The 23,273-nt window shown below is 60.6% G+C and carries 15 protein-coding genes and 3 pseudogenes; 5 read left to right on the top strand and 13 right to left on the bottom strand.

What is annotated here, in order from left to right:
• Nucleotides 1-147 precede the first annotated feature (147 nt).
• On the bottom strand, nucleotides 148-4,491 hold the full coding sequence (locus DN388_RS15210; RefSeq protein WP_255000859.1) for an NACHT domain-containing NTPase: 4,344 nt from the start codon (nucleotides 4,489-4,491) through the stop codon (nucleotides 148-150).
• Between the two features lie 644 nt (nucleotides 4,492-5,135).
• On the opposite strand from DN388_RS15210, the pseudogene DN388_RS15205 reads away from it, so the two are divergent.
• A pseudogene (locus DN388_RS15205) lies at nucleotides 5,136-5,597 on the top strand (phosphoglycerate mutase family protein); the annotation flags it as partial.
• Between the two features lie 18 nt (nucleotides 5,598-5,615).
• Here the strand turns inward: DN388_RS15205 and DN388_RS15200 are convergent.
• Nucleotides 5,616-6,783: pseudogene (locus tag DN388_RS15200) on the bottom strand (IS3 family transposase).
• Between the two features lie 399 nt (nucleotides 6,784-7,182).
• Between DN388_RS15200 and DN388_RS15195 the strand changes: the two are divergent.
• The 3 genes from DN388_RS15195 (at nucleotide 7,183) to DN388_RS15185 (ending at nucleotide 11,903) form a co-directional block, all read left to right on the top strand.
• Nucleotides 7,183-7,500: a hypothetical protein gene (locus DN388_RS15195; RefSeq protein ID WP_054914501.1), complete on the top strand. Its 318-nt coding sequence runs from the start codon at nucleotides 7,183-7,185 to the stop codon at nucleotides 7,498-7,500.
• 78 nt (nucleotides 7,501-7,578) lie between these two features.
• Nucleotides 7,579-11,094, top strand: a complete 3,516-nt coding sequence (locus DN388_RS15190) for a hypothetical protein (protein ID WP_255000856.1) — start codon at nucleotides 7,579-7,581, stop codon at nucleotides 11,092-11,094.
• Nucleotides 11,095-11,177: 83 nt separating this feature from the next.
• The gene (locus DN388_RS15185; protein WP_100632749.1) at nucleotides 11,178-11,903 is read left to right on the top strand and encodes a hypothetical protein; all 726 of its coding nucleotides are present in this window, start codon (nucleotides 11,178-11,180) and stop codon (nucleotides 11,901-11,903) included.
• 43 nt (nucleotides 11,904-11,946) lie between these two features.
• Here DN388_RS15185 and DN388_RS15180 read toward each other — a convergent pair whose 3' ends face one another.
• Together DN388_RS15180 and DN388_RS15175 are read right to left on the bottom strand one after the other, a co-directional pair.
• Nucleotides 11,947-13,389, bottom strand: coding sequence for a tetratricopeptide repeat protein (locus DN388_RS15180; protein WP_255000854.1), 1,443 nt, complete (start codon nucleotides 13,387-13,389; stop codon nucleotides 11,947-11,949).
• Nucleotides 13,390-13,707: 318 nt separating this feature from the next.
• Nucleotides 13,708-14,671: pseudogene (locus tag DN388_RS15175) on the bottom strand (GNAT family N-acetyltransferase).
• A 259-nt stretch (nucleotides 14,672-14,930) separates the two neighbouring features.
• Between DN388_RS15175 and DN388_RS15170 the strand changes: the two are divergent.
• Nucleotides 14,931-15,851: a LysR substrate-binding domain-containing protein gene (locus tag DN388_RS15170; protein ID WP_255000843.1), complete on the top strand. Its 921-nt coding sequence runs from the start codon at nucleotides 14,931-14,933 to the stop codon at nucleotides 15,849-15,851.
• Nucleotides 15,852-15,883: 32 nt separating this feature from the next.
• Here DN388_RS15170 and madM read toward each other — a convergent pair whose 3' ends face one another.
• The 9 genes from madM to mdcA all read right to left on the bottom strand — a co-directional run bounded on the left by madM (nucleotide 15,884) and on the right by mdcA (nucleotide 23,182).
• Entirely contained in the window at nucleotides 15,884-16,651 is a 768-nt protein-coding gene (gene madM, locus DN388_RS15165; RefSeq protein WP_088515030.1) for a malonate transporter subunit MadM, read from the bottom strand.
• A 1-nt stretch (nucleotide 16,652) separates the two neighbouring features.
• Nucleotides 16,653-17,063: a malonate transporter subunit MadL gene (gene madL, locus DN388_RS15160; protein WP_088515031.1), complete on the bottom strand. Its 411-nt coding sequence runs from the start codon at nucleotides 17,061-17,063 to the stop codon at nucleotides 16,653-16,655.
• A 66-nt stretch (nucleotides 17,064-17,129) separates the two neighbouring features.
• A complete protein-coding gene (gene mdcH / locus DN388_RS15155; protein WP_255000840.1) occupies nucleotides 17,130-18,065 on the bottom strand; it encodes a malonate decarboxylase subunit epsilon in 936 nt (311 codons plus the stop codon).
• Complete coding sequence (locus DN388_RS15150) at nucleotides 18,062-18,682, bottom strand: malonate decarboxylase holo-ACP synthase (RefSeq protein WP_255000832.1); 621 nt, start codon at nucleotides 18,680-18,682, stop codon at nucleotides 18,062-18,064. The genes mdcH and DN388_RS15150 overlap by 4 nt, the downstream gene beginning before the upstream one ends.
• 5 nt (nucleotides 18,683-18,687) lie before the next feature.
• The gene (gene mdcE / locus DN388_RS15145) at nucleotides 18,688-19,491 is read right to left on the bottom strand and encodes a biotin-independent malonate decarboxylase subunit gamma (protein ID WP_043861254.1); all 804 of its coding nucleotides are present in this window, start codon (nucleotides 19,489-19,491) and stop codon (nucleotides 18,688-18,690) included.
• Entirely contained in the window at nucleotides 19,491-20,339 is an 849-nt protein-coding gene (locus tag DN388_RS15140; protein ID WP_043861253.1) for a biotin-independent malonate decarboxylase subunit beta, read from the bottom strand. The genes mdcE and DN388_RS15140 overlap by 1 nt, the downstream gene beginning before the upstream one ends.
• Nucleotides 20,332-20,631, bottom strand: coding sequence for a malonate decarboxylase subunit delta (locus tag DN388_RS15135; protein WP_088515130.1), 300 nt, complete (start codon nucleotides 20,629-20,631; stop codon nucleotides 20,332-20,334). Before DN388_RS15135 ends, DN388_RS15140 begins: the two co-directional genes overlap by 8 nt.
• Nucleotides 20,631-21,506: a triphosphoribosyl-dephospho-CoA synthase gene (locus DN388_RS15130; protein ID WP_043861252.1), complete on the bottom strand. Its 876-nt coding sequence runs from the start codon at nucleotides 21,504-21,506 to the stop codon at nucleotides 20,631-20,633. The genes DN388_RS15135 and DN388_RS15130 overlap by 1 nt, the downstream gene beginning before the upstream one ends.
• The gene (mdcA, locus tag DN388_RS15125; protein WP_255000827.1) at nucleotides 21,506-23,182 is read right to left on the bottom strand and encodes a malonate decarboxylase subunit alpha; all 1,677 of its coding nucleotides are present in this window, start codon (nucleotides 23,180-23,182) and stop codon (nucleotides 21,506-21,508) included. The genes DN388_RS15130 and mdcA overlap by 1 nt, the downstream gene beginning before the upstream one ends.
• Between the last annotated feature and the right edge of the window lie 91 nt (nucleotides 23,183-23,273).

The raw sequence follows: 23,273 nt of genomic DNA, 5'->3' as shown, positions 1-23,273 counted from the left end.
CGTGAATCTGATCCGTTTGCTTCGTCTTCCTGATGCAGCCGACTAGCGTAGGGAACTCGAACGGCCATTCACGAATGTTGTAACCTTGCTTTTGCGCGAGCAAAGCAGCGCCTTTGACGCTCCATCTGCATCAGGTAAACCATGGGCTCACTTATCTTCGGGATAGTTGGCCACCGCTAGATTACCTTCGATTGCTTTGGCCGCAGCCTGCCCTCCACGCTTGGTAAGGTCGATGCCAATAACCTCGATGTCCTCAACGTTTGGAAACTTCGGAGCGATCGTCAGCCAGTAATCCTGTAAAGCTGTGACCAGATCCTCGAAGTTTACCAGGCCACTGCTTGGCGACGCCCAGGTGGCTTGACCACCATGGTTCACCAGCAAAAAGATGCCGCAGCTCGAATTGATGCCTCGCAGGTAATCACCGCATAGCTGGTTCTCGAGCCGTTCGAAATGCGCAGGGCCACTCCAGTTTTGCGAAAGCTTCAGTTCGACAGGCACCGGCTCGTAGAAGTCGCTGTTCTGGATCCTATAATCAGGACGCTTGTCATCGGCTAGCTGCTCCTCCTGAGGAACGACGTAGCGCCCTGCCGCATGATCTCTCAACCAGTTCCCGATGAATTTACGGATCGAAGTCTCTTGGTTCGTCTTCAGGAGTATCTCGGCATAGCTCGAGTCGCCGTCCTCCAGGTCGTGCTTCAAGTCCAGAAGCCGATCGACAACCAGACTCCAGAGCTCACGGTGTGTGGAGGGCGTGCTTTCCAGATTCTTATGGAATTCGATGACCTTTTCCGGCTCCCAGGGTGGTGTTTGCGAGTCAGCGATGGCTTTCTGCTGCGCATAGAACGCGCTCCACGGTCGGAGGCTCTCAGCGGGGTGAGACTCTGCAATTTCTTGAAGGGCCAGGAATGACGCTTTACCAGGTGTCTCTCGAATGATGGCGAGAAGCCCGTCACGAGCATGCTGGGCATCATCACGAAGGCCAGGTGAATATACTCCTCCGCCTGTACGATCAATGTCGTCTGCGATGCGAACATATCGGTGTATCAGCAGATAAAGAGCCTTGGCATGTTCAACAGTTTTGTAGTGCTGCCTGCAGCGACTGGCCGTGCGGCTACCCACCAGAGCGATGAGGCAGAGCATTGCGAATTTAGCTTTCTCATCATCGGATGGAAGCGATTCGATACGAGCCGCCAGGGCCGGTATGGCGAGAGAAGGTTGGGTACCAATCCACACTGCATACCAAGTAGGTGCAATCTCCGAACTCCCCTCTTCAATCACCCGTCTGCTCGCGAGGGAACCTAGCAAGTCATCACTGATCGACGACGCTTGGACGATCGTGAGAGCAAGCTGAACAGACTCTAAGTTGCCAACAGGTTGCTTCAACCGGGCCAAGAGTGGGGCTGCTAGCTCCTCGTACATCCACTCCCCTGCCCAGCGCAATTTTTGCAACACGCGGTTCCCTCCAGGTTCGGATTGAGGGCTGTCTAGCTCGTATTGAATTTCTTGAGCGACTATTTCTTGAACCAGCTGCGGACGATGTGCGAGCAGCCCGGGAAGCCACTCTGGGAAGCCATTCAGTTCAAGCAGACCATAACGCGCTGCATTTCGAGCATCCTCTGCGGACATCTGGCCAAAGCGAGAGGGTTCTTCTTTGCCTTCGATAGCAAGACCTGTGAGCCCAAAAATCACCTGATACGGCGTTGAGTTGGGAGTGGCTCCCTCAGAAAGTAGCATTGGGCGATATCCACGCCAGAAGCTCATCGCGCCATCGCGGAACGCCTGGGCTACAGGCAGGCCGAACTCAGCAATGAGCGAAGGCCAGTCGCTTTTTCCCCAAGTAGTTGATGACGAGGAGCTTTCGCGCACATGCTCTAGCAGGTAAGCCTGGCTGCGGGTCATCACTCCTGGTTCTGGACTATTAATGCGATCTACGTCAGCAGCGAGGCCCTCGCGCCAAGAGCGGCGACGCTCTGCCTCTTCGGCTTTACGCTGAGCAGATTTTTCTTCCCACTCAGCTTTTTTGATCTCCCACTCCTGTACTTCAAGCGTGGGAGGATTCAAAAATGTCTCGAGTTGAGAACGGAGCTCGCTATGGCTATCGGTGGCTTGTTTGAGCTGGTTTAACCAAGAGAGTGATTTACCATGCTCCGTGAAAATTCTGAACGCCATGCTGAGCGCCATGAGACGATCTTGCAGTTCCGTTAGATTCATGATGTCGTCGCAGGCAACGTTGAAGCTTTCTTTGTTCAACGACCAAAATGGTTGGAAGCCCAGTAACTGCGAGACGTGAATAACGGAGTCGCGATGCACGCGCCCTTCACGGGCCACAGCAACGTCATACCAGAATAGTTTGTAATCGAGCTCAGGCCACGCCGGTACGCCCTCTTTCAGCCACTCTTCAATTTCTCGATTATCACGCTCATCATAGTCATGCCCCTGGGCCAGCTTGCTTAGAATCGACAGCACCGACTCGTCAAACGCAAAACGATCACGCGCGTCGAGCAGACGGAGCACTGCTATGCCAGCGATTTCCGCAAGCCATCGAAATCTCTTGGAGATAGCGCTGAAACCTTGCTCTTTGAGTGGTGGCTTATCCAGTAGTCCGGCAAGGCCACGAATCAGGGCTGGAAGCTGTTCCAGAGGGCTCTCTTCCGCCAACGAAGACAGCTTCATCACCAGCGTATCCCGACCGCTGAAACGCTCCTTTTTGGAGGTTCTCTCGATCGCTTGAAGAAGCCATGGCAGCCAGACGTCATCGAGAATAAGTCCATCAATCACTTCGGCTAACCACTCCCGGTTAACCTTGGTCTCCCCGGCCAACAGCCCGTGTCGTACATCAGCAATATCTTGAGCCGTTCCCAGATCAATAATGGCTCGCATTGCGGCTAGACGCGTGTGTTTGTGCTGAGCATGGAGGGAAAACTGTTTGACCTCCGCAATCGCACCTACCACTTCGCCGTGCCAAACCATCCTTAACAGGAACCAGACGATGTCGTCGTTGGAGCGATAAAGCACCAACAGCTCGTTGATGTCATCTGTGAGGTCGCTGTGTGCGAAGCGCTGCACAGCCGTATAGTCTGTCATCGCCCAGCTATGAGCAGGCTGAGCTAACTGTTCGCACGCCTTGCGCAAAATGTTTTGGCGAGTGCTTAGTGGGAGCTCACTAGGATCGCCCCCTTCAAAGAAGACTTCTGGGGCCAGTTCTTCGAGCCGCGTGCGGATACGCTCGTCCAAGATTGCCAACCAAGGCAATATAGGACGCATGGAAGGATTGATAACCCGCAGCCCGTACTGCGTGCGGAAAAACAAATTCTCGATTTTGACCCGCGAGGAGGCGCCACGAATAAGCTCATGGAGCCATTCTGCGGCTAGGTACTCTCGGACAGTTCGGTGGTGGAACCGAACGGTGCCATAGATCCCAGGCTCGAAAATGGGGCGGCTCAGCAAAGCTCCCGCGTCTGCGTCGTTCCAGCCTATCAGTACGGAACGAACTGGAACTCCCTTTTTATTTGCGTCTCCATCGGGGACACGGATTGCGGCGTTGTGTCCCAGCGTCGTTGCCGCCGCAAGTAAGCGCACACCCTCACGCAATCGCTCTGGTGCGATGGGCTTTAATTCGGCTCGATCCTGATCGCGCTCTTCAAGCCGGCGATTGATGCTGCTTTTCATCAGCTCCAGCCGTGTACCGATTCGATGGTGCTCATGCCAGAAATCGACGAGTTCCAAGAAATCTAACGGACGGGTGGTCAGCGATTCCGCCTCCTTTCGCTCTACAGCGGTGCGAAACGCTCTGACGTTTTTGACACCAGTAGCCTCGAGGAACCGATCGATCTGTTCGCCATGAATATCATCCAAGGTCACCACGAGGAACGATGAATCTGGCACAGTTTCATTTGCGGTCGTTTGCACAGTGCCTTCGACGCCACCGTCTTCAGCGGGTAGAGCCTGGCGAGGGTTAGCGTCGAACTCAAAAGCCCGTTCGCAGGTCGCTAGATCTGTCACCGCACGCCAAGCAGTGCTGCGTCCTGTAATGAGGATGTGCGCTTTAGCGCGAATATCTTTGGTCAACCGCCCAAGCTTTCTTATCGCGTTTTCAAATTCTCTTGGATCACCCAGCCTGGCCTCGTCCACCGAATCCAAAAGCAGCCAACCTTCAGTGTCCGAAATGCGCCAGCGCTCAAACTCGTCGTACGAGCCATCTTCCTCAAACGCATCCTCCAATTGAGCCATAACGTGTTCAATCCGGAGGAAGAACGCGGTTTTTCCCTCAGCCCGAAGCCGGCGGGTCGCATTCCGAATTTCAGCTGTCTTTCCAGACCCCGCTTCCGAGAGCAGCACCACTCGGTGATGGTTGAGCAAATCTGGCCAACATAGATCCCCGCTTTTGCCATGCCGACTGCTTAAATCGGTATCATCGGAAATATCACTATCCATACGGATTTTTGAGAAGGTTCGGTCAAGATCAATGAAGGCGTCCAATTGCCTGGTCATAGCGAGTCTCAAACTGGTCTGGGGCAGTCCCGACATGGTCTGCAGCGGTTAAGGCATCCTACCGCATATCGGCCTTGATCTTGTCAAACGAGGCTCTTGAAACTTGGATCTAGTGGCGCGTTGGAGAGGGGCCACCCAAAGCCTCAAGTCGGTACCGGCGCGCATGTCTATCGGTTCGGTGGCGAGCCAGATGGTGTCGATGCGGATCATTTGGCAAGACCACGAATGAAGCGTGCACAAGCGTCAGGATCGGAGGCTGGCTACACACGCAGCCCCTCGGATAGCGGCGCGAGGTGAGACACGCAGGGCAAACGTCTGTGAATTATTTAAATTATTGGCCAGCCATAATTATTGCCCTGCCATAATTCTCAATAATTTTGCGCTTATCAAAGTAGGAAAATAGCAGGCTGTTTGGGTCGCCAGTCATAGGCGGGCACAAGGCCCGAAGGGACGACGGCACCACGTACGGCCCAGTGATTACGACGCGTCTCTCTAGTACGGAAGACGCCATGATGTCATGCGCCGACCAGCTTCCCTCCCTGCTTAATTAGCAGCTCGCTCTGGATGCAAGCGATAATGGAGTTCACTGGATCGAGCTTTCAGAAGTCTTTATGCCACCCCATCACCACTACCCTAATCCAGCCATGCCCCTAGCAACGCTACTGGTATCGTGTGTCGGCGAAACGACAGGTAAGCCAACGAAGAATGTCAGGCTAGTGCGTCATGGAGAAAGCGCAGCCAATGCCGGTGCAGCTACCCTTGATCACGCAAGTATCCCGCTCACCGAAAAGGGCATCGAACAAGCTAAACGAGTGGCGCAATCCGTCGGCCGTGCACCTGAGTTAATCGTTGTTTCCCCTTTCTCTCGGGCTCGAGCGACTGCGGATGCGACCATCTCCGTATTTCCTGAAGCACTAATCGAAACATGGCCAATCGAGGAGTTCACCTACCTAGATCCGACCAGGTGCGTGAACACCACCGTAGCGCAACGGAAGGCATGGGTCGACCAGTATTGGGCGAACGCAAATCCGTCCTACATTGATGGAGAAGGGGCTGAGTCGTTTCTGAAGTTTGTTGGTCGCGCACGATCGTTCCTAGATCGCCTCACCACGCTCCTGTAGTGGTCAACTAATCCCGGACACTGCGTTAAGTTTTTCCTCGGCCACAGCGGGCGCCAGCCCGCTGTTAAATTGATGTGGCCGTTGCCAGTTGTAGCGCTGCATCAAAAACCGGCCGATATCCTGCTGTGCTAACGAAGCGCTCATGTAGCCCACGGTCGGTATCCATTCCGTTTTCAGGCTGCGAAACAACCGTTCCATCGGTGCATTGTCGTGGCAGTTTCCACGTCGACTCATGCTCTGGTTGAAGCGATAGCGCCACAGTCGCTGACGGAAGCCTCGGCTGCCGTACTGGCTTCCTTGGTCGCTGTGAAACAGAACGTTTTGAGGCCGACCACGCTGCTCATAGGCCATATCCAAAGCCTTGATAACCAGGTCAGCGTCAGGCTTCGATGAAAACGCCCAGCCCAGCCCACCACGCGACGGGCGAAGAGATCGATCACAGCCGCCAAATAGTGCCAGCGACCTTGAGCCCAGACATACGTGATGTCACCGCACCAGACCTCATTCGGCGCCGACACGGTGAACTCTCGATCCAACACGTTCGGGATATCCGGCCGCTCCACCGTCGCCTTTTTATAGGCATGTGAGCCAGGTTGCTTGCTGATCAATTTCATTTCGCTCATCAGCTTGCGCACCTTGAATCGCCCAATCTCTATGCCGTCCGCGCGCATCATGAGCATGATGCTTCGGCTGCCCGCGGCGCTGCGGCTTTGAGTGAACAGCTCGTTCACTCGGCAGCGTAAAACCAATCGCTCAACGTCCGGAGATCGGCGCTTGCGGCAGTGCGTGTAATAGCAAGACCGGGTGACTTCAAATACCGAGCACAACAGATCAACAGGCTCTTCAGAACGAAGTTGATCAATTAACGCGAACGCTCGTGCTCCTCGGCCATCAAGAGCGCGGTGGCCTTTTTTAAGATCGATTTTTCCCGTTCCAGCCGATTGATTCGGGCTTCTAATTCCTGGATTTTTTGCTGCTCGGGCGTCAGCGCCTTGCTGGTCGGAGTGACACCGCCTCGCTCTTGCTGGAGCTGGTTGACCCATCGACGCAGGGCCGACTCCACCAGCCCAAGTGAACGGGCGGCATCGATATAGCTATAGCCTTGGTCGAGCACCAGGCTGGCAGCTTCGCGCTTGAATTCTGGGGTAAAGGTACGACGTTGCTTGGTCATCAGACACCTCTCTATGGCGAGCATTTTCGCCTCAATGGGTGTCCGGAATCATTAGACCACTACAGTGAGCAACCTGAACAAGCAGGCAATATGGGCAATTGCGGCAGTTGGCCGAAACTTCGCAGCCCATGAAATCGCGACGCAGATCGACGCACAGCGTTGTGCTCCCAGATTTTTCCAGGCCACGGATGCTGCAGACACCTTCTTTACCTGCGTGGCCCCCCCGGTAGCCCACGAGCGAAGGAATGCCGCGCCCGCAACGCACCTGCAGCGAGGCAAAAAAAGATCGTGGCCATTTGCTATATCGCCGAGTGCCTACTACTTTTCCAAGCGCCACCGTCGCGTCACCAGGAAGGTGGCCACCTCCCCCCCCAGTCCATGCAGCAAGGAGCTCTCAGAATGGGTATCAGTGCCAAAGTAAATGCTGAGTTTTTGATCGACAACAAGACCTACAAAGCTTCGCTCAACATCCCCAACTCCGCACCGACTGCCGATAAGCCGTTCATCTTCACTGTCACCTCCAAAGGCGAAGCCGCAGACGCGGTACTGCAGACACTTCTCGAAGTCGCTGTCGGCGCCACCGACCAGGTATACGTTGCAGTTGCACCCCCCATGGACCTGATCTCCGACGCCATTGGTGGTGACGCCAAGGTCGTCCAGGCGCTCAACGTTGAAGTCTCCGAAGGCAAATACAAAGACGGGAAATTCGAAGTCTAGGCCTGACTCCTCCACGGTGGGGCATGTCACTATGCCCCACCGCATTGATGTACCTGCCTGCGGGAGGGCCCCTCGCCCATGGATATCCGCGTTACGGCGCACTTTGCCTGGTCGGAGATTTTTGGTCGCAAGATCGCCGCCCGAAGCAAGTGCCAGCTGGACCTGTCACGCCAGTACAGCCTGATCTATGCAGACCTGGGAACAGAGGATGCACAGGGGTGGAATGTTCTCGCTGAACTCAACAAAGCCTTCGATATCAAGCTTCCGGCCGAATATCTGAGGGTGATGGATGCCGGGTTCTTCACATTCAGTCATTTCGGCAACGGGGCGGTCCCCCCGAACACCTCTTTGGACAAGATTTTCCCGCAATCGCCGGTTCCACTCAGTGTCTCCAGGGCCACCGAGCCGATGACCAATACAGCGGGGTTTTGGCTGACGGTAAGCCTCGACGATATCAAGCTGTTCGGCAGCCTGATCGAAATAGGGTACGCCTCGCCCTCTGGCGACGGTGACAAGCTCTCACTCTCCGCGGTGCTGGCTAGAGGGACTGTCGCCGGCAAGGCGGTGAGTGACGCGATCTACTTGGCCAGCTTGCCGAACATCCGCTTGTTCAAGCTGTTCGGCTTTGAAGAGGTCGAGGTTCGATATCGCTTCAAGGAAGCCAGACAGCTCAATGTCAAAGGCAAGCTGCGTGTGTCCCTTTTTGATGAGAAGCAGTATCTGTTCGAAGGGGTACTGAACTCGGACGAGGTCAACAGAACCTTCTCAGCCTGCTTGAAAAGTGCCGAACCCGATCAAAGCGTTACCAGGCTCTTCGGCGACCAGATGCGTGGCATTTCCTTCCAGCGCCTGGTGTTCGGGATATTCGCTCGCTATGGCGACAACGAAGATCAACGAACATTCCAGGTCCAGGGTACGGTCAGAGTCGGCTCAGCCCAGCTGACCGGGTACATCTACCTGCACAACGGCAAACCCCAGGTGGCCAGCATAAAAGTCGACAAGGCACTGTCGATCGGTGATGTGTTCAACCAATGCATCCCCGGGGCCCCGTGGCCGACCTCGCTCATCGACATCACCTTCAAGGCAGGCAGCGAGCTGTATTACCGCTCGGCCGCTGGAAGCCAACTCGCAAGACTGGAGACATTCTCATGCCCTGCCGAGGGGGACCTACCCGATCGTCAACTTAGCGCCAGCATCGACTACCAGAATGGGTTCAACATAAGGGCGCTGTTCGACCTGACACTCGTCAAGACTCTGGAAGTGGTCGGCACGATCCAGATTGCCCAGGATGGCGTCACTGCCGATATCAGCCTGGGCAAGCCCATCGACCTCTTCATCGTGACCATCGCGGCATCACGCGCCTCACAGCCCATCGGCGGGCCTGCGTTCGAGCTGTCTACCGTCGAGAAGAAATCCTCTATGGGTTTCGTTGGCAGCCTATGGTTCATGCAGGAACAATTTGGCGTCGACGTCCGCGTGAAAGCCACCAGAAACGCGAAGGGAAACACCCAGGTCGACGGTACGCTCACGGCGCTATCGAACTACCCACCGTTCCTGCCCGCTGGCACATCCCTGGGGCTTCGGTACAGCAAGGACGGTGGCTTCCAGGTGACGAACTGGCCAAGTTTCGAGTATCTGACCAACGCCATCGATTTCATCAAGACACTGCAGAAACTCTCCGACCAGGGCAGCGCCGGGTGCGGCAAACTCGTCGGGTTCGCCTTCGAGAAGCTTCTACAGTCGAAATTCCGCGTGAATGTCTCGTTTGGTACCCAGGAAAATGATGAGGGGGTAACGCTGGTCCTCGATGGGTCCTATACGCTCTGCGTCGCGCAGACCTCCCTCACCGCGGTAGCGATTCCATTTCCAGGGTTGGTGTCGATCCCCCTACCCAACTCGATCAGCTTTTCCGAGTTGGGCAACTACATCGAACGTGCTCTGGCTGCAGCAGCTGAATCATTTGTCAAAGCCCTGGTGAAAAACCGAGAGGCCATTGCTGCCGTCATTGGCCTCACCGCGGGAAAAGCCGCGGCCTCCTATGCCGCTACTCTTGCCTGCCAGGCCTTGATCGACGGTGTAGCAGCAGATGCTGTTGTTGCGACAGCTGCAGAGACCCTTGCCGCAGCCACGGCCGCAGAGGCGGGGGCCGGCGCTGCTGGGGCCCTGGTCGCCGGGGCCGTAGTCGCGGTTGCAGATTTCTTTGCTGGCACAGGCACAGGGACTGGCACTGGCACTGGCGGCACAGGAACAGGAACAGGAACCGCGACACAGAGCCCGCCTGTTGATCCGCGAGTCACCATCACCAACCGTGTGGTCACTCTGACCTGGGGGGGTGGCCAGGGCAATGCGCGCTATCACGCGCAATTGCTCGACAGTGCCGCGACCATCCTGCTAAACAACCCGGACCTGGCGGGTGCGGCCCGGCAGACCCAGTTCGAGTTTGGCCCAGAGTGGCCTTCAGGCCCTTACACGGCCCAGGTCCAGGGTGTTCATGAACAATCGGCCACCCGCTGGGCGGCGGCTCCCTTCAACCGGCTGACAGCGCCGGCCCAACCCAGCGCTCAAGCAGACACCACGGTCCCGGCGCCAGCATATGGAGTGCAGCTGAGTTGGCCACCGATTGCCGGGGCCTCCTCGTACGAGCTCTCTACCCGCCTGCCCGGGAGTGCGACCGATAGGGTCCAGATCGAGCCCGGCGCAGATCAGTCGCTCCCACCTGCGACATACGCATTCATTTTCGAAGAGGCTTCCCCAGCGGGGGATTATCGCTTCAGCGTAACGGCCAAGGGTGGGCATGCATCCGTAGCGAGTCCAGACAGCGAGCCGCTGACGCTTGTACGTCCAGGCCAGCCCCAGGACTTCCAGGCCAGCAGTATCGGCAGCAATGTTGCGTTGCGCTGGCGTTCGGTTGCCGGTGCATTGCGCTACCAGGCATTGGCGCAGAAGAAAGGGGCTGCCCCTCTGGTTATTGAGCTGCACGCCCGGGAGGAAAGCGGCGTCGAGCATGCAGACTTCGCTCTACCCTGCCCTTCGCATTCGCCTTCCGTTTACCAGGTGCAGGTCTGGGCGCTGCCTGGCGCCGACCAGGTGAACTACGTAGCGGGCGTGCCGTCGGCCGTCGTCGAGGTGACGATTACGCCCTATGCAACCGCATCAGAAATGGCCACCGCGCTGCATGCCCTCATTATCGAGGGGAGCGCGTGCGGTACACAGTTGATAGCGGCATTCCCGAACCTGACACCGGACACTTTGGCCATCGCCATGGCGCAAGGCGGCTACCCGGCCATTGAGACCAGCAATGGCCTGCTTGCTGTGTGGCCTGATACCCCACCTCTTGAGCTGGCGACCGTACTTGCCCTGGCGTATCCCGATCCGTTGCAGTTTGCCGCCTCCCAGCGTGACCTGGGCGTGCCTGGAGAGCTGTGCGCAGTCAATCTGTTGAAGGCATTCCCACAGCTTGGCGTATCAGAGATGGCGCGCGCCATGGCAAAGGCAGGTTACCCCGCAACGGACACCGCGACAGGCCTCAAGGTGGCGTACCCCGCCATCTCGCCTGTGGAGCTATCAACTGCGCTGGTGCTCGCTTATCAGTGACGCCGCCATGCCGAGCAAGAAGATCCACCGTTCAACTGCATCATTCACCCCATTACAAACAGCGACTACGAGAGGTAAACAGCATGAGCACCGAAACCCTGATCAGCATCCTGCAGTCTCTTAAGCAACAAGGGCTGAGCCCCCTTGAGGCGGTCAAAGAGGCACTGGCCCAGCTCCAGTCACGTGCCCGAGGGGCTACCACCGACAACACCGCAGTGGCCGAAGCCGTGATCGAGGTTTTCTCGCCCCTGACCGCGACCCAACTCGCAATCATCCTGCACACCACCTATCCGGACCTGACCGCGCTTGACGTCGGGAAAACCATTCTCAACCCGAAAGTGCTGCCAGCCACACCGGCCACCGAGATGAATGAAGCCCTTGGCAAGGCGGGTTTCGACGCCTCCAGCGTCAGTGATGCAGTGAACATCCTCTATCCGGTTACCGTGACCATTCAGGCCAATCAAGCCTGGCAGCAAAGCGGCCTGACAGTGACTGGCCGCCAGGTCACCCTGATTGCAGCGCAAGGCTCCTGGACTTCCAACCCGGCAACAGGGAAAACAGGCCCGGCCGGCAACACGAACTATCGCGCCAAGCAAGGCTATACCCTGCCCGGCCAGTTCGAGGGGGCCCTGATCGGCCGCATTGGCGACAACGCACCGTTTCTGGTTGGGCCTCAGGTCAAGGTGCCGGCAGGACAGTCGGGGGTCTTGCAACTGTGCATCAACGATGACCTCAACGGGATTTATGGTGCGGGCCTGACGGACAACGTCGGTAGCATGCAGGTAGACATCCGCACGCAAGGCGAATAGCCGATGCTGCCAGCCCGGTGGCTACCTCACCGGGCTGGCAGCCTCATTGCCCCGGCGCGCTGCCACGCTCCCCGAAGAGCAGCGTCACATTGACCCGTTGATTGAGGTAGCCCGGCCGGAAAGCCAGTGGCGCGGTGGCATGGAACAGATCTGAGTTGAAAATCACAGCGCGATTGCACCTGTAAGGGATGACTGTGCGCCGGGCTCCAGCCTCCTTCAGAAAGGCAGCAATTCGATCACCTTGGCGATTGTAGGTTTCGAAATCCCAGTCAGAGGGCGCCTCGACGTCGTAGACCACAAGCCCTCCCGAGTCGCGGTCAAGGTTTGCCTCGTCCGGCGTGATCCAGAAGTTCACGTTCACAGCGGCAAAGTCTGCATGGGGGTGTGTCGCAGGCTGGTCATGCTGATACTTGAACCCCCACATCTGAAGCAATGGGTGATGCTTGCCGATAAGCTGGGGGAAGCAACGCCGAATCTCATCGGCAACCTGCAGCAGAAGCGGGCAATTGAAACCCTCCCTGAAGAACGCGCCGAGCCGACCATGGGCATATCGGTCGGTATGCCAGATGGTGGACTGCAAACAGAACGCCTGCACAAGCGCCAGTGCATCAGCAGACAGGAAGTCGTCGATCACGACCAGGCCCAGGGGGCTCTCCAGGTAATCGCGTTCAGCTCGCAGCAGCGCCTGGCTCATCTTCAAGGCCCCTTCTTGCAGTCGCGGAGCCTGCAACTGGTGCACATTACGCCCGTAGCTCGGGGGCAGCGCAGCGACGTTGGCCGGGGGTGTTGCCAAACTGTTGGGCTGTTCGAATGGTTGGAGAGCTGCCTCATAGCTAGCAATCTCCGCCTCAAGACGCGGACCAATCAGCTGGTGGTCTCGCAAATAGCGTAACTGCTCCAGGTCGTGGGCCAGCTTCGCCCGCGAAGCCCTCGGTACAGCACCACGCCCTTCGCAGGCACCGGGTTGAGACAGGCTGGGCTCGTCACCACGAACTACAGAGGCATAGTGCGCAGCCCACAGGCCCGCAGCGTCAAGGTCGTGAGTACGCAATGAAGTGCTGACGAGTTGCTCCAGGATCTCTGGATCGCGCGGGTACAGTTCGCGGAGGACCTTCCACATGCCACGGGCCGAATCGTGCTGGCCCATGTGGCCATACAGCGTGGCCAGCAAAAAGGCCAGGTTGGCCCTGGCCAGGTCGAAGGCAGGCTGCAGGCTGATCGCAGCCTTGTAGCTCGAAATTGCGTCCTCGTTGCGCCCCGATTGCTGCAAGGCCCAACCCAGGTTGTTATGGCCAACAGCCCAGTCAGGACACTGCTGCACAGCGGCACGGAAGCATGCCTGTGCGGCATCGAACTCGCCCTGATCGCACAGGGTACAGCCTTCCTCCAGCAGCACCGATACGGTCTGCTGCGCGCAACCATTGCCTGCAGCCTCTGGCGTGGTGCGCAGGGCACCATATTTCGCCATCCAGACTTGCGCACTCACGCAAAGCCTCTGAACGGGTCAAGGGCAGCCTTCATCTTCATGGCGCGGCCGAAAGCGTCCTTGTCGGTACTTTCAGCAGCCTCATTCCCGTCATCGCCAATCGCGGCGCTCGCACCGCCAGTGTCATTCAATGCAGCCCAGGCAGGCTCGGTCTCAAGAGACCTTGCGCCGTAGGCTCTAATCACACCGGTTATGTTTGTACTATCCCTTTCAGCGTGCATGGTCCGTCCTTGGAATCGAGCATCAGGTGGCTCGTGGAGCCGGGTTGCGAAACGCCAAGCATAGCCACTGTATCGCCACCATCCACTGAAAGTGCAACTACAGGTGGAAATGCCCCGCAGCCTCGGGCTGATAGAGCACCTTCCGGATCTCGATCCGGCGGGTTCGATCAGCGATTCGCCAGTCGATGGCGTCCCCCTCCTGATAGCCGAGGATGGCGGCGCCGATGTCGGAACACACCGAATGCTTGCCGGTGCTGCTGTCCGCGTCTTCGGGGTAGACCAACGCCACTTCGATCTCCTCGTCGTCCAGCTGCAACAAGGCCCTGGAGTTCATCGTGACGACATTGCGCGCCACCTGCTGCGGCTTCACGACGATGGCCCGCTCGAGCTCATGCTCGAGTTCCACCACGGTCGGGCCTTCCTCTAGCGCGATCAGGCCCTCGAGCCTGGCCTTGTCGATTTCTGTGATGTAGATCCCGGTGGAGTCGCCCACGGCACCTTCGCGCAAGAGCGTGAGGTAGCGCCCCATCGTCATGGCAAATGACTTCAATGTCGGCGTTTCGCTCTCCAGCACAAAGCCGCTGCGTACAAAGGCTTTCAGCGAGCGCGTGTTGTCCGGGTGGATCTTGGCGATGAGCTTCTTGGCCCGCATGTCGAGGAAGGCCAGTTTCATGCCTTCACGAATCGTACGGGCGCCAAGGTTTCGGCCCCACTTGTCGCTGTCTCCGATGACCAGGACGATCTCGCAGTTGGAGCCAGTCTTGACGAGGCGGACAAAGCCGACGGGGGCGTCATGTCGGTCATAGGCCATGAAGAATCGGCCGCCCCGATTGAATAGATGGGTCAGGATCGGCAATTGAGTCCGATCGATGGCTTGTTCGATGGAGCGAGAAACATCACGCGAATCACTCAGATAGCAGGTAACACGTTCGTCTTCCAACCAGTCCATCAACGTCAGCGCATGTGCCCGGGTAATTTCAGGGCACAGCGAAATGAAAGGCCTGTTCATCTTCACCACACTTGATATGCAAAGGATGAAAGCCCTTCATGGCGATTGCCATGACGGTTCTTTCGGCAACCGGCCATCCTAAGAGATAACGCCAGAATGCCAAGCCGTTCAGGCCCGCCGAACCTGCGACATTTCGGCGCACCAGCTGGGCAAGACTGCACGCGACAACCCCGCCCATCATTCAACCCAAGGCACGATTCGTTACGCTGGCATTAACCATCCGAACATTGATTACTGTGTGCCCGCCCATCCATCATGCACGGGCTATTCCACTCACAGCCTGTGGTTCAACTTTCGCTAGGGGCCCGATCATGCTGATCGATGAAGAGCTCACCCTGAAAAAGCTCGAAGTGTTTCTCGCATTCATGCGCACTGGCAACCTGTCCCGGGCAGCGGCCGAGCTGCAAACCAGCAATGTGAGCGTACACAGGGCCATCCATTCGCTGGAAAGCGCCCTGCGCTGCCCGCTGTTCAAGCATGAGGGGCGCAACCTCACGCCGCTGGAAAGCGCCTATGTGCTCGAGGAACGTACGCAAAAGCTGGTGCAGGATGTGGTCGATACGGTGCGCCTGACCCGCGAGGCCGCAGGCTTTTCCGCTGAACGATTCAAGCTGGGCTCGTTGTACTCCTTGACGGTCAAGACGGTGCCGCAGCTGATCATGGGCCTGAAGATCCGCCGTAGCGAGCTCAACATCGACCTGATCCTGGGCTCCAACTTCGACCTGCTGTACAAGCTCAAGAACATGGAGGCCGATGCGATTCTGGTTTCACTGGACGAAACCACCCATGACCCGGACTGCGAGTCGATCGAGCTGTTCAGCGACGATATCTTTCTCGCCACCTCGGTCGACTCGCCCTTCGCTTCCCACGCCGATGTCGACCTGGCCGAGCTGCGCGACTCGACCTTCATTACCCTGACCCAGGGCTTTGCCACGCACCGCGATGGCGTCAGGGTGTTCGATCAGGCGGGATTCGCGCCGAAGGTGGCGATGCAGGTGAACGATATCTTCACCTTGCTCAGCATGGTCAGCTCCGGGGTGGGCTATGCCCTGCTGCCAGGACGGATTGCCGCGGTGTATGAGAACCGGGTGAAGTTGATACCGCTGCAGGCGCGCTACAGCCTGCAGCAGCGAATCGGCGTGGTGTTTCTCAAGGCCAAGGAGCGTGATCCGAACCTGCTGGCCCTGTTGGCCGAATGCCGCCTGTATGCTGGCCGTCACGCCCAGGGTTGAGCCCCCTGCCCTGTCGGGCAAGGGGCGCAGGCTCATGCCCCGACCAGGCCGCGAACCACGAAATACAGCAGCGATGGCCCCAGCAGGCAACCCAGCCCGGTATGGAACGTGGCTGTCAGCGCGCCGTAGGGCACCAGCCGCCGATCCGTCGCCGCCAGCCCCGCCGTCACACCGCTGACCGTACCCGCCAGGCCACCGAACACCATGGCCGAGCGTGGATTGTCCAGCCCCATCCAGCGCGCCGCGAAGGGCGTGCAGACCATCACCAGAATCGCCTTGATCAGCCCCGTGGCAATCGACAGCGCAACCACCTCGGAGCTGGCCCCAATCGCGGCACCGGTCACCGGCCCCACGATATAGGTCACCGCGCCGGCGCCGATGGTCGAGATGCTCACCGCATCACGGTAGCCGAACGCCCAGGCAACGCAGGCGCCGACGATAAAGGGCAGTAGGGTGCCCAGCACCAGGGCCAGCGCCCCGACCATGCCGGCCTTGCGCGCCTCGGTGGCCTGCACCTCGAACGCGGTGGCCACGATGGCGAAGTCGCGCAGCATGGCGCCGCCCATCAGGCCGATGCCGGAAAACAGCGCCAGGTCCGCCAGACCCTTCTGCCCACCGGTCAGGGTGCCACCCACCCAGGCCAGCACCAGGCCTATCACGATGGCGATTGCCGAGCCGTGAACGCGGCCAAAGGTCAGGCGCCTGGACAGCACCACCGAGACCCACATGATAACCCCGACAAACGCGAAGGCCGTGATCAGGCCATTGTGTTCCAGGCCCTTGATGATGACGTCCAACATATCAATGCCCCCCGTTGGTCGATGGCAGTACATCCAGCGGTTCGGCCGGCAACGGCTCGCCCTTGTGCGTGCGGCTGATCAGCGCGATGGTCGCGCCGCACAGCAGCACCGAGCCGATGGCCGCCAGCACCGCCATCGGTCCGCCGTGCAGGGCCGTGACAACGTTCTGTTGCGCCGCCATGGCCACCACCACCGGAATGTACATTGCGCCCCAGAAGCCCACGCCCAGCTCGCACTCCTTGCTCAAGCCACCATGACGATGCATGTACAGGCGCACGAAGATCAGCAGCAGCATCGCGATACCGACCCCGCCGACGTTCGATTGCACGCCCATCAACGCGCCCAGCAGATCACCTGCCACAATGCCCACCAGCGTGCAGATCGCCAGTAAAGCCACACCGTAAATAATCATTGTTGTTGTCCTCCAGGGTATACCGCCTTCAATTGTTGTTTTTGTATCGGGCAAAACAGTGCAGGTTCAGAGGTGGCGCCGGCCCTCCCGTTGCATGAGGGAAACAAGGGTATCCAGGCGGGTACCTTCAAAGCACAGGGTGGTGCCCTGGCTGAACACGCGCCGGGCAAGACCGGTGAGGACCTGCCCCGGCGGCAGTTCGATCTGCAGGCGTACACCGCGTTCGTAGGCGCCTTGCAGCGTTGCGCGCCAGTCGACGATCCGGCACATGTTGAAGGCCAGTTCATCGCGAATGCTTTCGCCGCTGTACAGCGGCCTGGCCCGACTGCTGCTCAGGTAACCCAGCTGCGGTGCGCGCACGTTCACCTGTTCGAACGCTGCGGCCAGCAACCGGGCGGCGGACTCCAGCAACGGGCAATGCGACGGCACGCTCACGGCCAGGCGCTTGCCGATCACCACGCCGGCGCTGCGCGCGCGGTCGACAACATCGGCCATGGCCGCATCGCTGCCGGCGATCACCACCTGGTTATCGGCATTGATGTTGGCCAGGTACACCGGTGTCGCCGCGCTGTGCACCTGCGCCAGCAACGCTTCGACGCGCGCAGGCTCCAGGCCGATGAGGGCGGTCATGCCATAGCCATGGGGCCAGGCCTGCTGCATCAACTCTGCGCGCAGGCTGACCAGCTTCAGGGCATCGGCAAAACTCAACGCACCCGCCACCACAGCCGCCGGATACGCCCCGATCGACAGCCCCGCCACATAGGCCGGTGCGGGTGCCTGTTGCAACAGCAATCGGGCACAGGCCACCCCGGCCACCAGCAGGCACAGCTGCACTGCACGGGTAGACGCCAGCGCCGCTGCCGAATCCAGCTGCATCACGTCCTCGCCGAGTACCGCCGAGGCCTCGGCGATGCTCTCGCGCACCAGTGGTTCATCGGCCAGGCCATGCAGCATCCCCGGCTTCTGCGCGCCCTGCCCCGGGAACACCAGCCAGCAGCTCATGCCCGGCGCTCCGTTATCTGCCACGGGTCAGCCGCCAGGCAGGCGCCGGTGCTGGCCTTGAGCAGTACCTGGCGCGCATCGCCGGCCCACTCGCCCAGGGCTACGGCGCCGCCGGGTGTCTGCAGTTGAACATCGATGCGGCACAGCGGAGTCCGCAGACGCTCCAGCAGTTGCCGCGCCGCCAGCCGCGACATCGGCACGGGGGTACGCAGAATCAGGTCGAGGTCACTGTGCTGATGCAGAACCGCCACCCCGCAGGCGAGCTCATAACCCGCGCTGCCGCTGACGCCCCACACCAGCCCCGTCGCGTCGAGCACCGGCCTAAGTTGCGCCAGGGCCTGCAGCGCCGGCCATTGCCGGGTGCCTGTCGGGTACGCCGCGAGCTGTTCAGGGCTCACCTGACGCTGCACGCTGCTTGCCGGTATCCAGCTCGCGTAACGCTGTTCGCGGTTGCTGCCACGCAGGCCCACGGCCACCTGGCCCGGCGCACCCTCGGCCCGCCGCACCACCACCGGTCGCCCCTGCTGCAGCACGTTCACCGCCCAGACCGGCGCATCGGCCGGCAACCCGTCCAGGGCGGTGGTCCAGAGCAGGTCGTGAGGCAAGTACGGGTTCATGGCCGTTACCACTGGGCGCGCAACAATTCGCGCACCCGGCTCGACGCGGCGCGATTGCTGGCACCAAGCCGGCAACTGAGGTCGGGGCCGCTGCGCTGGATGTCCTTGACCGCCTCGATCAGGCATTCCACCACCCGCCCGAGATCGGCCATCGAAGGGTGCTCGGCATCGCTGACAGTCAGGGTTCGCCACAACAGCCCCAGGCTTGCGTAACTGTCGATGTCATAGGCCATCGGCGGCACGCTGGCAGCCAGGGCTTCGAGTTCCTCGACACTGCGCAGCGTGACCCGCGCCGCCGAGGCCTTGCCCATGGCATGCACCATGACTCCGTCATCGGCCAGCGCGATCAGCCGATTGGCCTGGTAGCCATGGGCCAGAAACGCCCCGGACATCGCCTTGCCTACCAGCAGCGCGATCACCGGGTGCCCGGCCAGGCGAGCACGGGCATAGCTGTCGGCGGCAGCGGCCAGGGCCTGATGAATGCCTAGCGCTTCTTCGCGCCGACCATAGGCCTGGCTCGGCACATCGACAATCGCGACCAGCACCCGCTTGCAAGACTGGTCGCGGTCAGCGGCGATGGCCTGCTCCACCGCCTGGGCCAGTCCCCAGCCTTCCACCAGGCCGACTTCGCCCTGGCGTGCGCGAACAAAGCGGTTATGCGCATCGGCCACCACGGCCAGATAGCGCACCGGCCACTCCCCCAGCCGACCATCGGCGACCCTCAACGAAGGCGGTACGTCGTTGGCCTCGACGGCGTCGCGGCCCAGGGCCTGGAACCAGTGCAGGCCACGCAGTGAACAGGCAGTCATCAGCGTTCTCCTTGATACAGGTGGCGAACCGTCGCGGGGTCGATTGGCGCCGTGGTGTCCAGCGCTTTCAGGCGCTGCAGGTAATAGCCAGACTGCTGACTGCGCGGCACAGGCGGCAGGCCTTGCTGCAACAGCGCACTGACCTCGCTGCGAATCTGGCTGACCTCGTCGGCCACATAGCGGTCGGCCAACTGGCAGGCAACACGTTGTTCGCCTCCGGTCAGGCTCCAGATGAACGGCCGGTCTCGCGAGTCGTACTCCTCCACACCCGCCTCCTGCTCGATCACCAGCGGCCCGTTCAGGCCCAGGCGTGCCTCCTGGGTAACCACCAGGTAACTGCACAGGCCGGCGGCAATCGACATGCCGCCAAAGCAGCCGACACTGCCGGCAATCACGCCGATCACCGGCTGGTACTGGCGCAGGTCGACGATGGCGGCATGAATCTCGGCAATCGCCGCCAGGCCGAGGTTGGCTTCCTGCAGGCGCACGCCGCCGGTCTCCAGCAACAGCAGGGCGCGGGTGGCAATGCCTTTGCGGTTGTCGTCGGCAGCCAGCTCCAGCGCGCCGGCGATCTTGGCGCCCCCCACCTCGCCCAGGCTACCGCCCTGAAAAGCACCTTCGATGGCCGCAACCACCACCGGCAGGCCGTCGACCAGGCCCTTGGCAATCACCACCCCGTCGTCGGCCTGGGGCACCACCCCCTGCTTGGCCAGCCAAGGCGACATCAGCCGTTCGAACGGGTCGATCAGCTCGCGAAAGCTGCCACTGTCGAGCAGCGCTCGAGCGCGCTGGCGAGCACTCAGCTCGACGAAGCTGCGCTTGTGCAGCAACTGGGTAGGGTCAGTCATGGTCGATCTCCTCCAGGCCCTGCTCCAGACGCAGGCGAACCACACCGGGGGTGGCGCCGAAGTCATGGATATCGATGCGCAGCGCCGGTGGCGTACGCCCTTCGAAAATTCGCGCAAACACCTGCTGCCAGCGCGTCGCGCTGCCATCGACGGATGTCTGCACGGCGATGCTCAAGGTGCCGGCAGGGCCAGGCTCTATCAGCACTTCCAGGTCCCCGGAGCCGACACAGCCCACCAACGTGCGCCCGCGGCCAGGCTGGCCGGCGGGGAATTCAAAACTCAAGGTTTCCATCAGCATGCTCCCTGAACATTCAGCTCGCCCTGCTCCAGGCGATCGATCAACAGGCACGCCGCGAGCAGATCGGCGGCGCCACCGGGCGAGGCATTGCACTGCAGCAGTTGCCGGTCCAGCGCCAGCAGACGCCGCCGCCCGGCCAGGCTTGCGCTGCCCCCGGCATCCAGCACGGCCTGGGCACCGTCCTGCATCAGTGCCAGGCCGTGCAGGCCAGCGCGGTACAGCACGCAGGTGTCCTGCAGCCGGGCCATGATCGCCAGCAAGGCATCGAGCCGGGCGTTCTGCTCGCCATGGCCTGCAGCGCGGCTGCGCTTGAGTTGCGGCAAACCGTGCAGCAGCACCGCTGGAAACCCCTGTTGCGCCTGTTCACGGGCCCCACCGGTGCCGTACCGCTGGCTGACCTGCCGGCCGTGACTGGCAACGCAAGGGGCATGGCGATCATCGAGCAAGGCCAGGCGCGCGGCACGGGTGCACACCGCCGAGGCGCCCAGTTGGCCTGGCGCCAGGGCGGCTGCAGTCACCAGCAGGCCCAGCGCCCAGATGCCGCCACGGTGGGTATTGACGCCGGCGGTGGTTGCCAGCATCGCCTGTTCGCCTTCGCGGCCCACGGCGCCGATGGCCTCACGCAGCGCCAGGCCGATCTCGCCCAGGCCCTGGGCTGCATCGGCCATGGCCTTGAAGGCCGGCCACAGCGTCAGCGCCGACGCGTGCATCAGGCCCAGGTCAAGGTCGCTGTGCGCGCCACTGCCGCGCCGGTCCACCAGGGCCGGCTTGGGTGACAGGTCCGCTTCGTCGATCAGCGCATCAACGGCAAAGTCGGCCAATTGTTCGCTGAGCGACACCGGGCGGGTGTTCAGATTGAGTGCGTGCATTACCAGCTCCTGAATTTGGCGGGCGGGGCGTACAGGCCGCCCGACCATTGCACCAGGTCGGCGACGCTCTTGGCCGCCAGCAGCTCGCGGGTGGCATCGGTGCGCCGGATGCCCAGGTCTTCGGGCCAGGCGATCAGCCCTTCGCGGCGCATGCGCTGGGTGTCCTTGGGGTCGTGTTGCTGGCCAATGGCGGTCACCCCGGCCACGGCGGCAATCATGGCCTGGCGCTCCTGCAGCGAACGCGCCTTGTACAGGTAGGCGATGCCTTCTTCGGTAAGCAGGTGGGTGACGTCGTCGCCGTAGATCATGATCGGCGCCAGCGGCATGCCGCATTTTCTGGCGACGTCGATGGCGTCCAGGGTCGGCACGAAGGTCGGCTTGCCGCCCTCCTGGTAGGTTTCGACCATCTGTACCACCAGCTTTCTGCCGCGCTCCAGCAGTGCTTGCGGGGCGCCATCCTGCTCAAGGCGCATGTCCAGCCAGGCTGGGGTGGCATGCCGCCGGCCACGCGGGTCGTGGCCCATGTTCGGCGCACCGCCAAAGCCGGCCAGGCGGCCGCGGGTGACGGTGGAGGAATGGCCGTCGCCGTCCACTTGCAGGGTAGCGCCGATGAACAGGTCCACGGCGTACTGCCCGGCCAGCTGGCAGAGCATGCGGTTGGACCGCAGCGAGCCATCGCGCCCGGTGAAAAACACGTCCGGGCGCGCGGCGATGTACTGTTCCATGCCCAGCTCGGTACCGAAGCAGTGCACGCTTTGGACCCAGCCGCTCTCGATTGCCGGTATCAGCGTGGGGTGGGGGTTGAGGGTCCAGTTACGGCAGATCTTGCCCTTGAGGCCCAGGGATTCGCCATAAGTCGGCAGGATCAGCTCGATGGCAGCGGTGTTGAAGCCGATGCCGTGGTTCAGCGACTGCACGTTGTGCTTCTCGTAGATGCCGCGGATCGCCATCATCGCCATCAACACATGCACCGGCTTGATGTGCCGGGGGTCGCGGGTAAACAGCGGCTCGATATAGAACGGCTGGTCGGCGACCACCACGAAATCGACCCAGGAGGCCGGGATGTCCACCCGTGGCAGATCGCTCGCATCCTCTACCAGCTGGTTGACCTGGACGATGACGATGCCATCGCTGAACGCCGCCGGCTCGATCAGCGCCGGGGTGTCTTCGGTGCTCGGGCCGGTGTAGATGTTGCCCTGGCGATCGGCCATGAACCCTGCCGACAGCACCACGTTGGGGGTCAGGTCGACCACCAGCCGGGCATACAGCTCGATGTAGGTATGGATCGCGCCGATTTCCAGCAGCCCGTCTTCGAGCAACTGGCTGATGCGCAGGCTCTGGGTGCCCGCGAACGAAAAGTCGAGTTTGCGCGCAATGCCGCGCTCGAACAGGTCCAGGTGCTCGGGGCGCCCGACGCTGGGCATGATCATGTGCAGATCATGCAGCTTGGCGGGGTCGACCCTGGCCAGCGCGCGAGACAGAAAATCGGCCTGTTTCTGGTTGTTGCCTTCGAGCACCACCCGGTCGCCGGGCAACATCAGCGCCTCAAGGGCCTCGACGATCCGTTCGGTGGGCAATACCACGCCATCGGCGAACGCTTGCACGCTTTGCAATCGCTGCTGCTTGGCAGCGCGGCGACTCGACCAGCGCGGGTCGGGGTAGATTGTTGTTGTCATGCTCACTCCACGCGTCTTCGCTGTAGTGGGCACACTGTGAAACTACACGGCCAGAGCATCAATCAAGCAGGCTGACGAATCATTACGCTCA

Source organism: Pseudomonas sp. S12(2018) (genome assembly GCF_024355235.1).
GTDB lineage: Bacteria > Pseudomonadota > Gammaproteobacteria > Pseudomonadales > Pseudomonadaceae > Aquipseudomonas > Aquipseudomonas palmensis.
The sequence above is the reverse complement of the archived record's forward strand: the minus strand, read 5'-3'. Positions and strand labels throughout refer to the sequence as shown.

Bases quoted from the DNA above. Each gene is read 5' to 3' on its own strand.
- DN388_RS15210 (WP_255000859.1), bottom strand. From the start codon at position 4,491: ATGACCAGGCAATTGGACGCCTTCATTGATCTTGACCGAACCTTCTCA.
- DN388_RS15195 (WP_054914501.1), top strand. From the start codon at position 7,183: ATGGGTATCAGTGCCAAAGTAAATGCTGAGTTTTTGATCGACAACAAG.
- DN388_RS15190 (WP_255000856.1), top strand. From the start codon at position 7,579: ATGGATATCCGCGTTACGGCGCACTTTGCCTGGTCGGAGATTTTTGGT.
- DN388_RS15185 (WP_100632749.1), top strand. From the start codon at position 11,178: ATGAGCACCGAAACCCTGATCAGCATCCTGCAGTCTCTTAAGCAACAA.
- DN388_RS15170 (WP_255000843.1), top strand. From the start codon at position 14,931: ATGCTGATCGATGAAGAGCTCACCCTGAAAAAGCTCGAAGTGTTTCTC.
- madM (WP_088515030.1), bottom strand. From the start codon at position 16,651: ATGTTGGACGTCATCATCAAGGGCCTGGAACACAATGGCCTGATCACG.
- madL (WP_088515031.1), bottom strand. From the start codon at position 17,063: ATGATTATTTACGGTGTGGCTTTACTGGCGATCTGCACGCTGGTGGGC.
- mdcH (WP_255000840.1), bottom strand. From the start codon at position 18,065: ATGAGCTGCTGGCTGGTGTTCCCGGGGCAGGGCGCGCAGAAGCCGGGG.
- DN388_RS15150 (WP_255000832.1), bottom strand. From the start codon at position 18,682: ATGAACCCGTACTTGCCTCACGACCTGCTCTGGACCACCGCCCTGGAC.
- mdcE (WP_043861254.1), bottom strand. From the start codon at position 19,491: ATGACTGCCTGTTCACTGCGTGGCCTGCACTGGTTCCAGGCCCTGGGC.
- DN388_RS15140 (WP_043861253.1), bottom strand. From the start codon at position 20,339: ATGACTGACCCTACCCAGTTGCTGCACAAGCGCAGCTTCGTCGAGCTG.
- DN388_RS15135 (WP_088515130.1), bottom strand. From the start codon at position 20,631: ATGGAAACCTTGAGTTTTGAATTCCCCGCCGGCCAGCCTGGCCGCGGG.
- DN388_RS15130 (WP_043861252.1), bottom strand. From the start codon at position 21,506: ATGCACGCACTCAATCTGAACACCCGCCCGGTGTCGCTCAGCGAACAA.
- mdcA (WP_255000827.1), bottom strand. From the start codon at position 23,182: ATGACAACAACAATCTACCCCGACCCGCGCTGGTCGAGTCGCCGCGCT.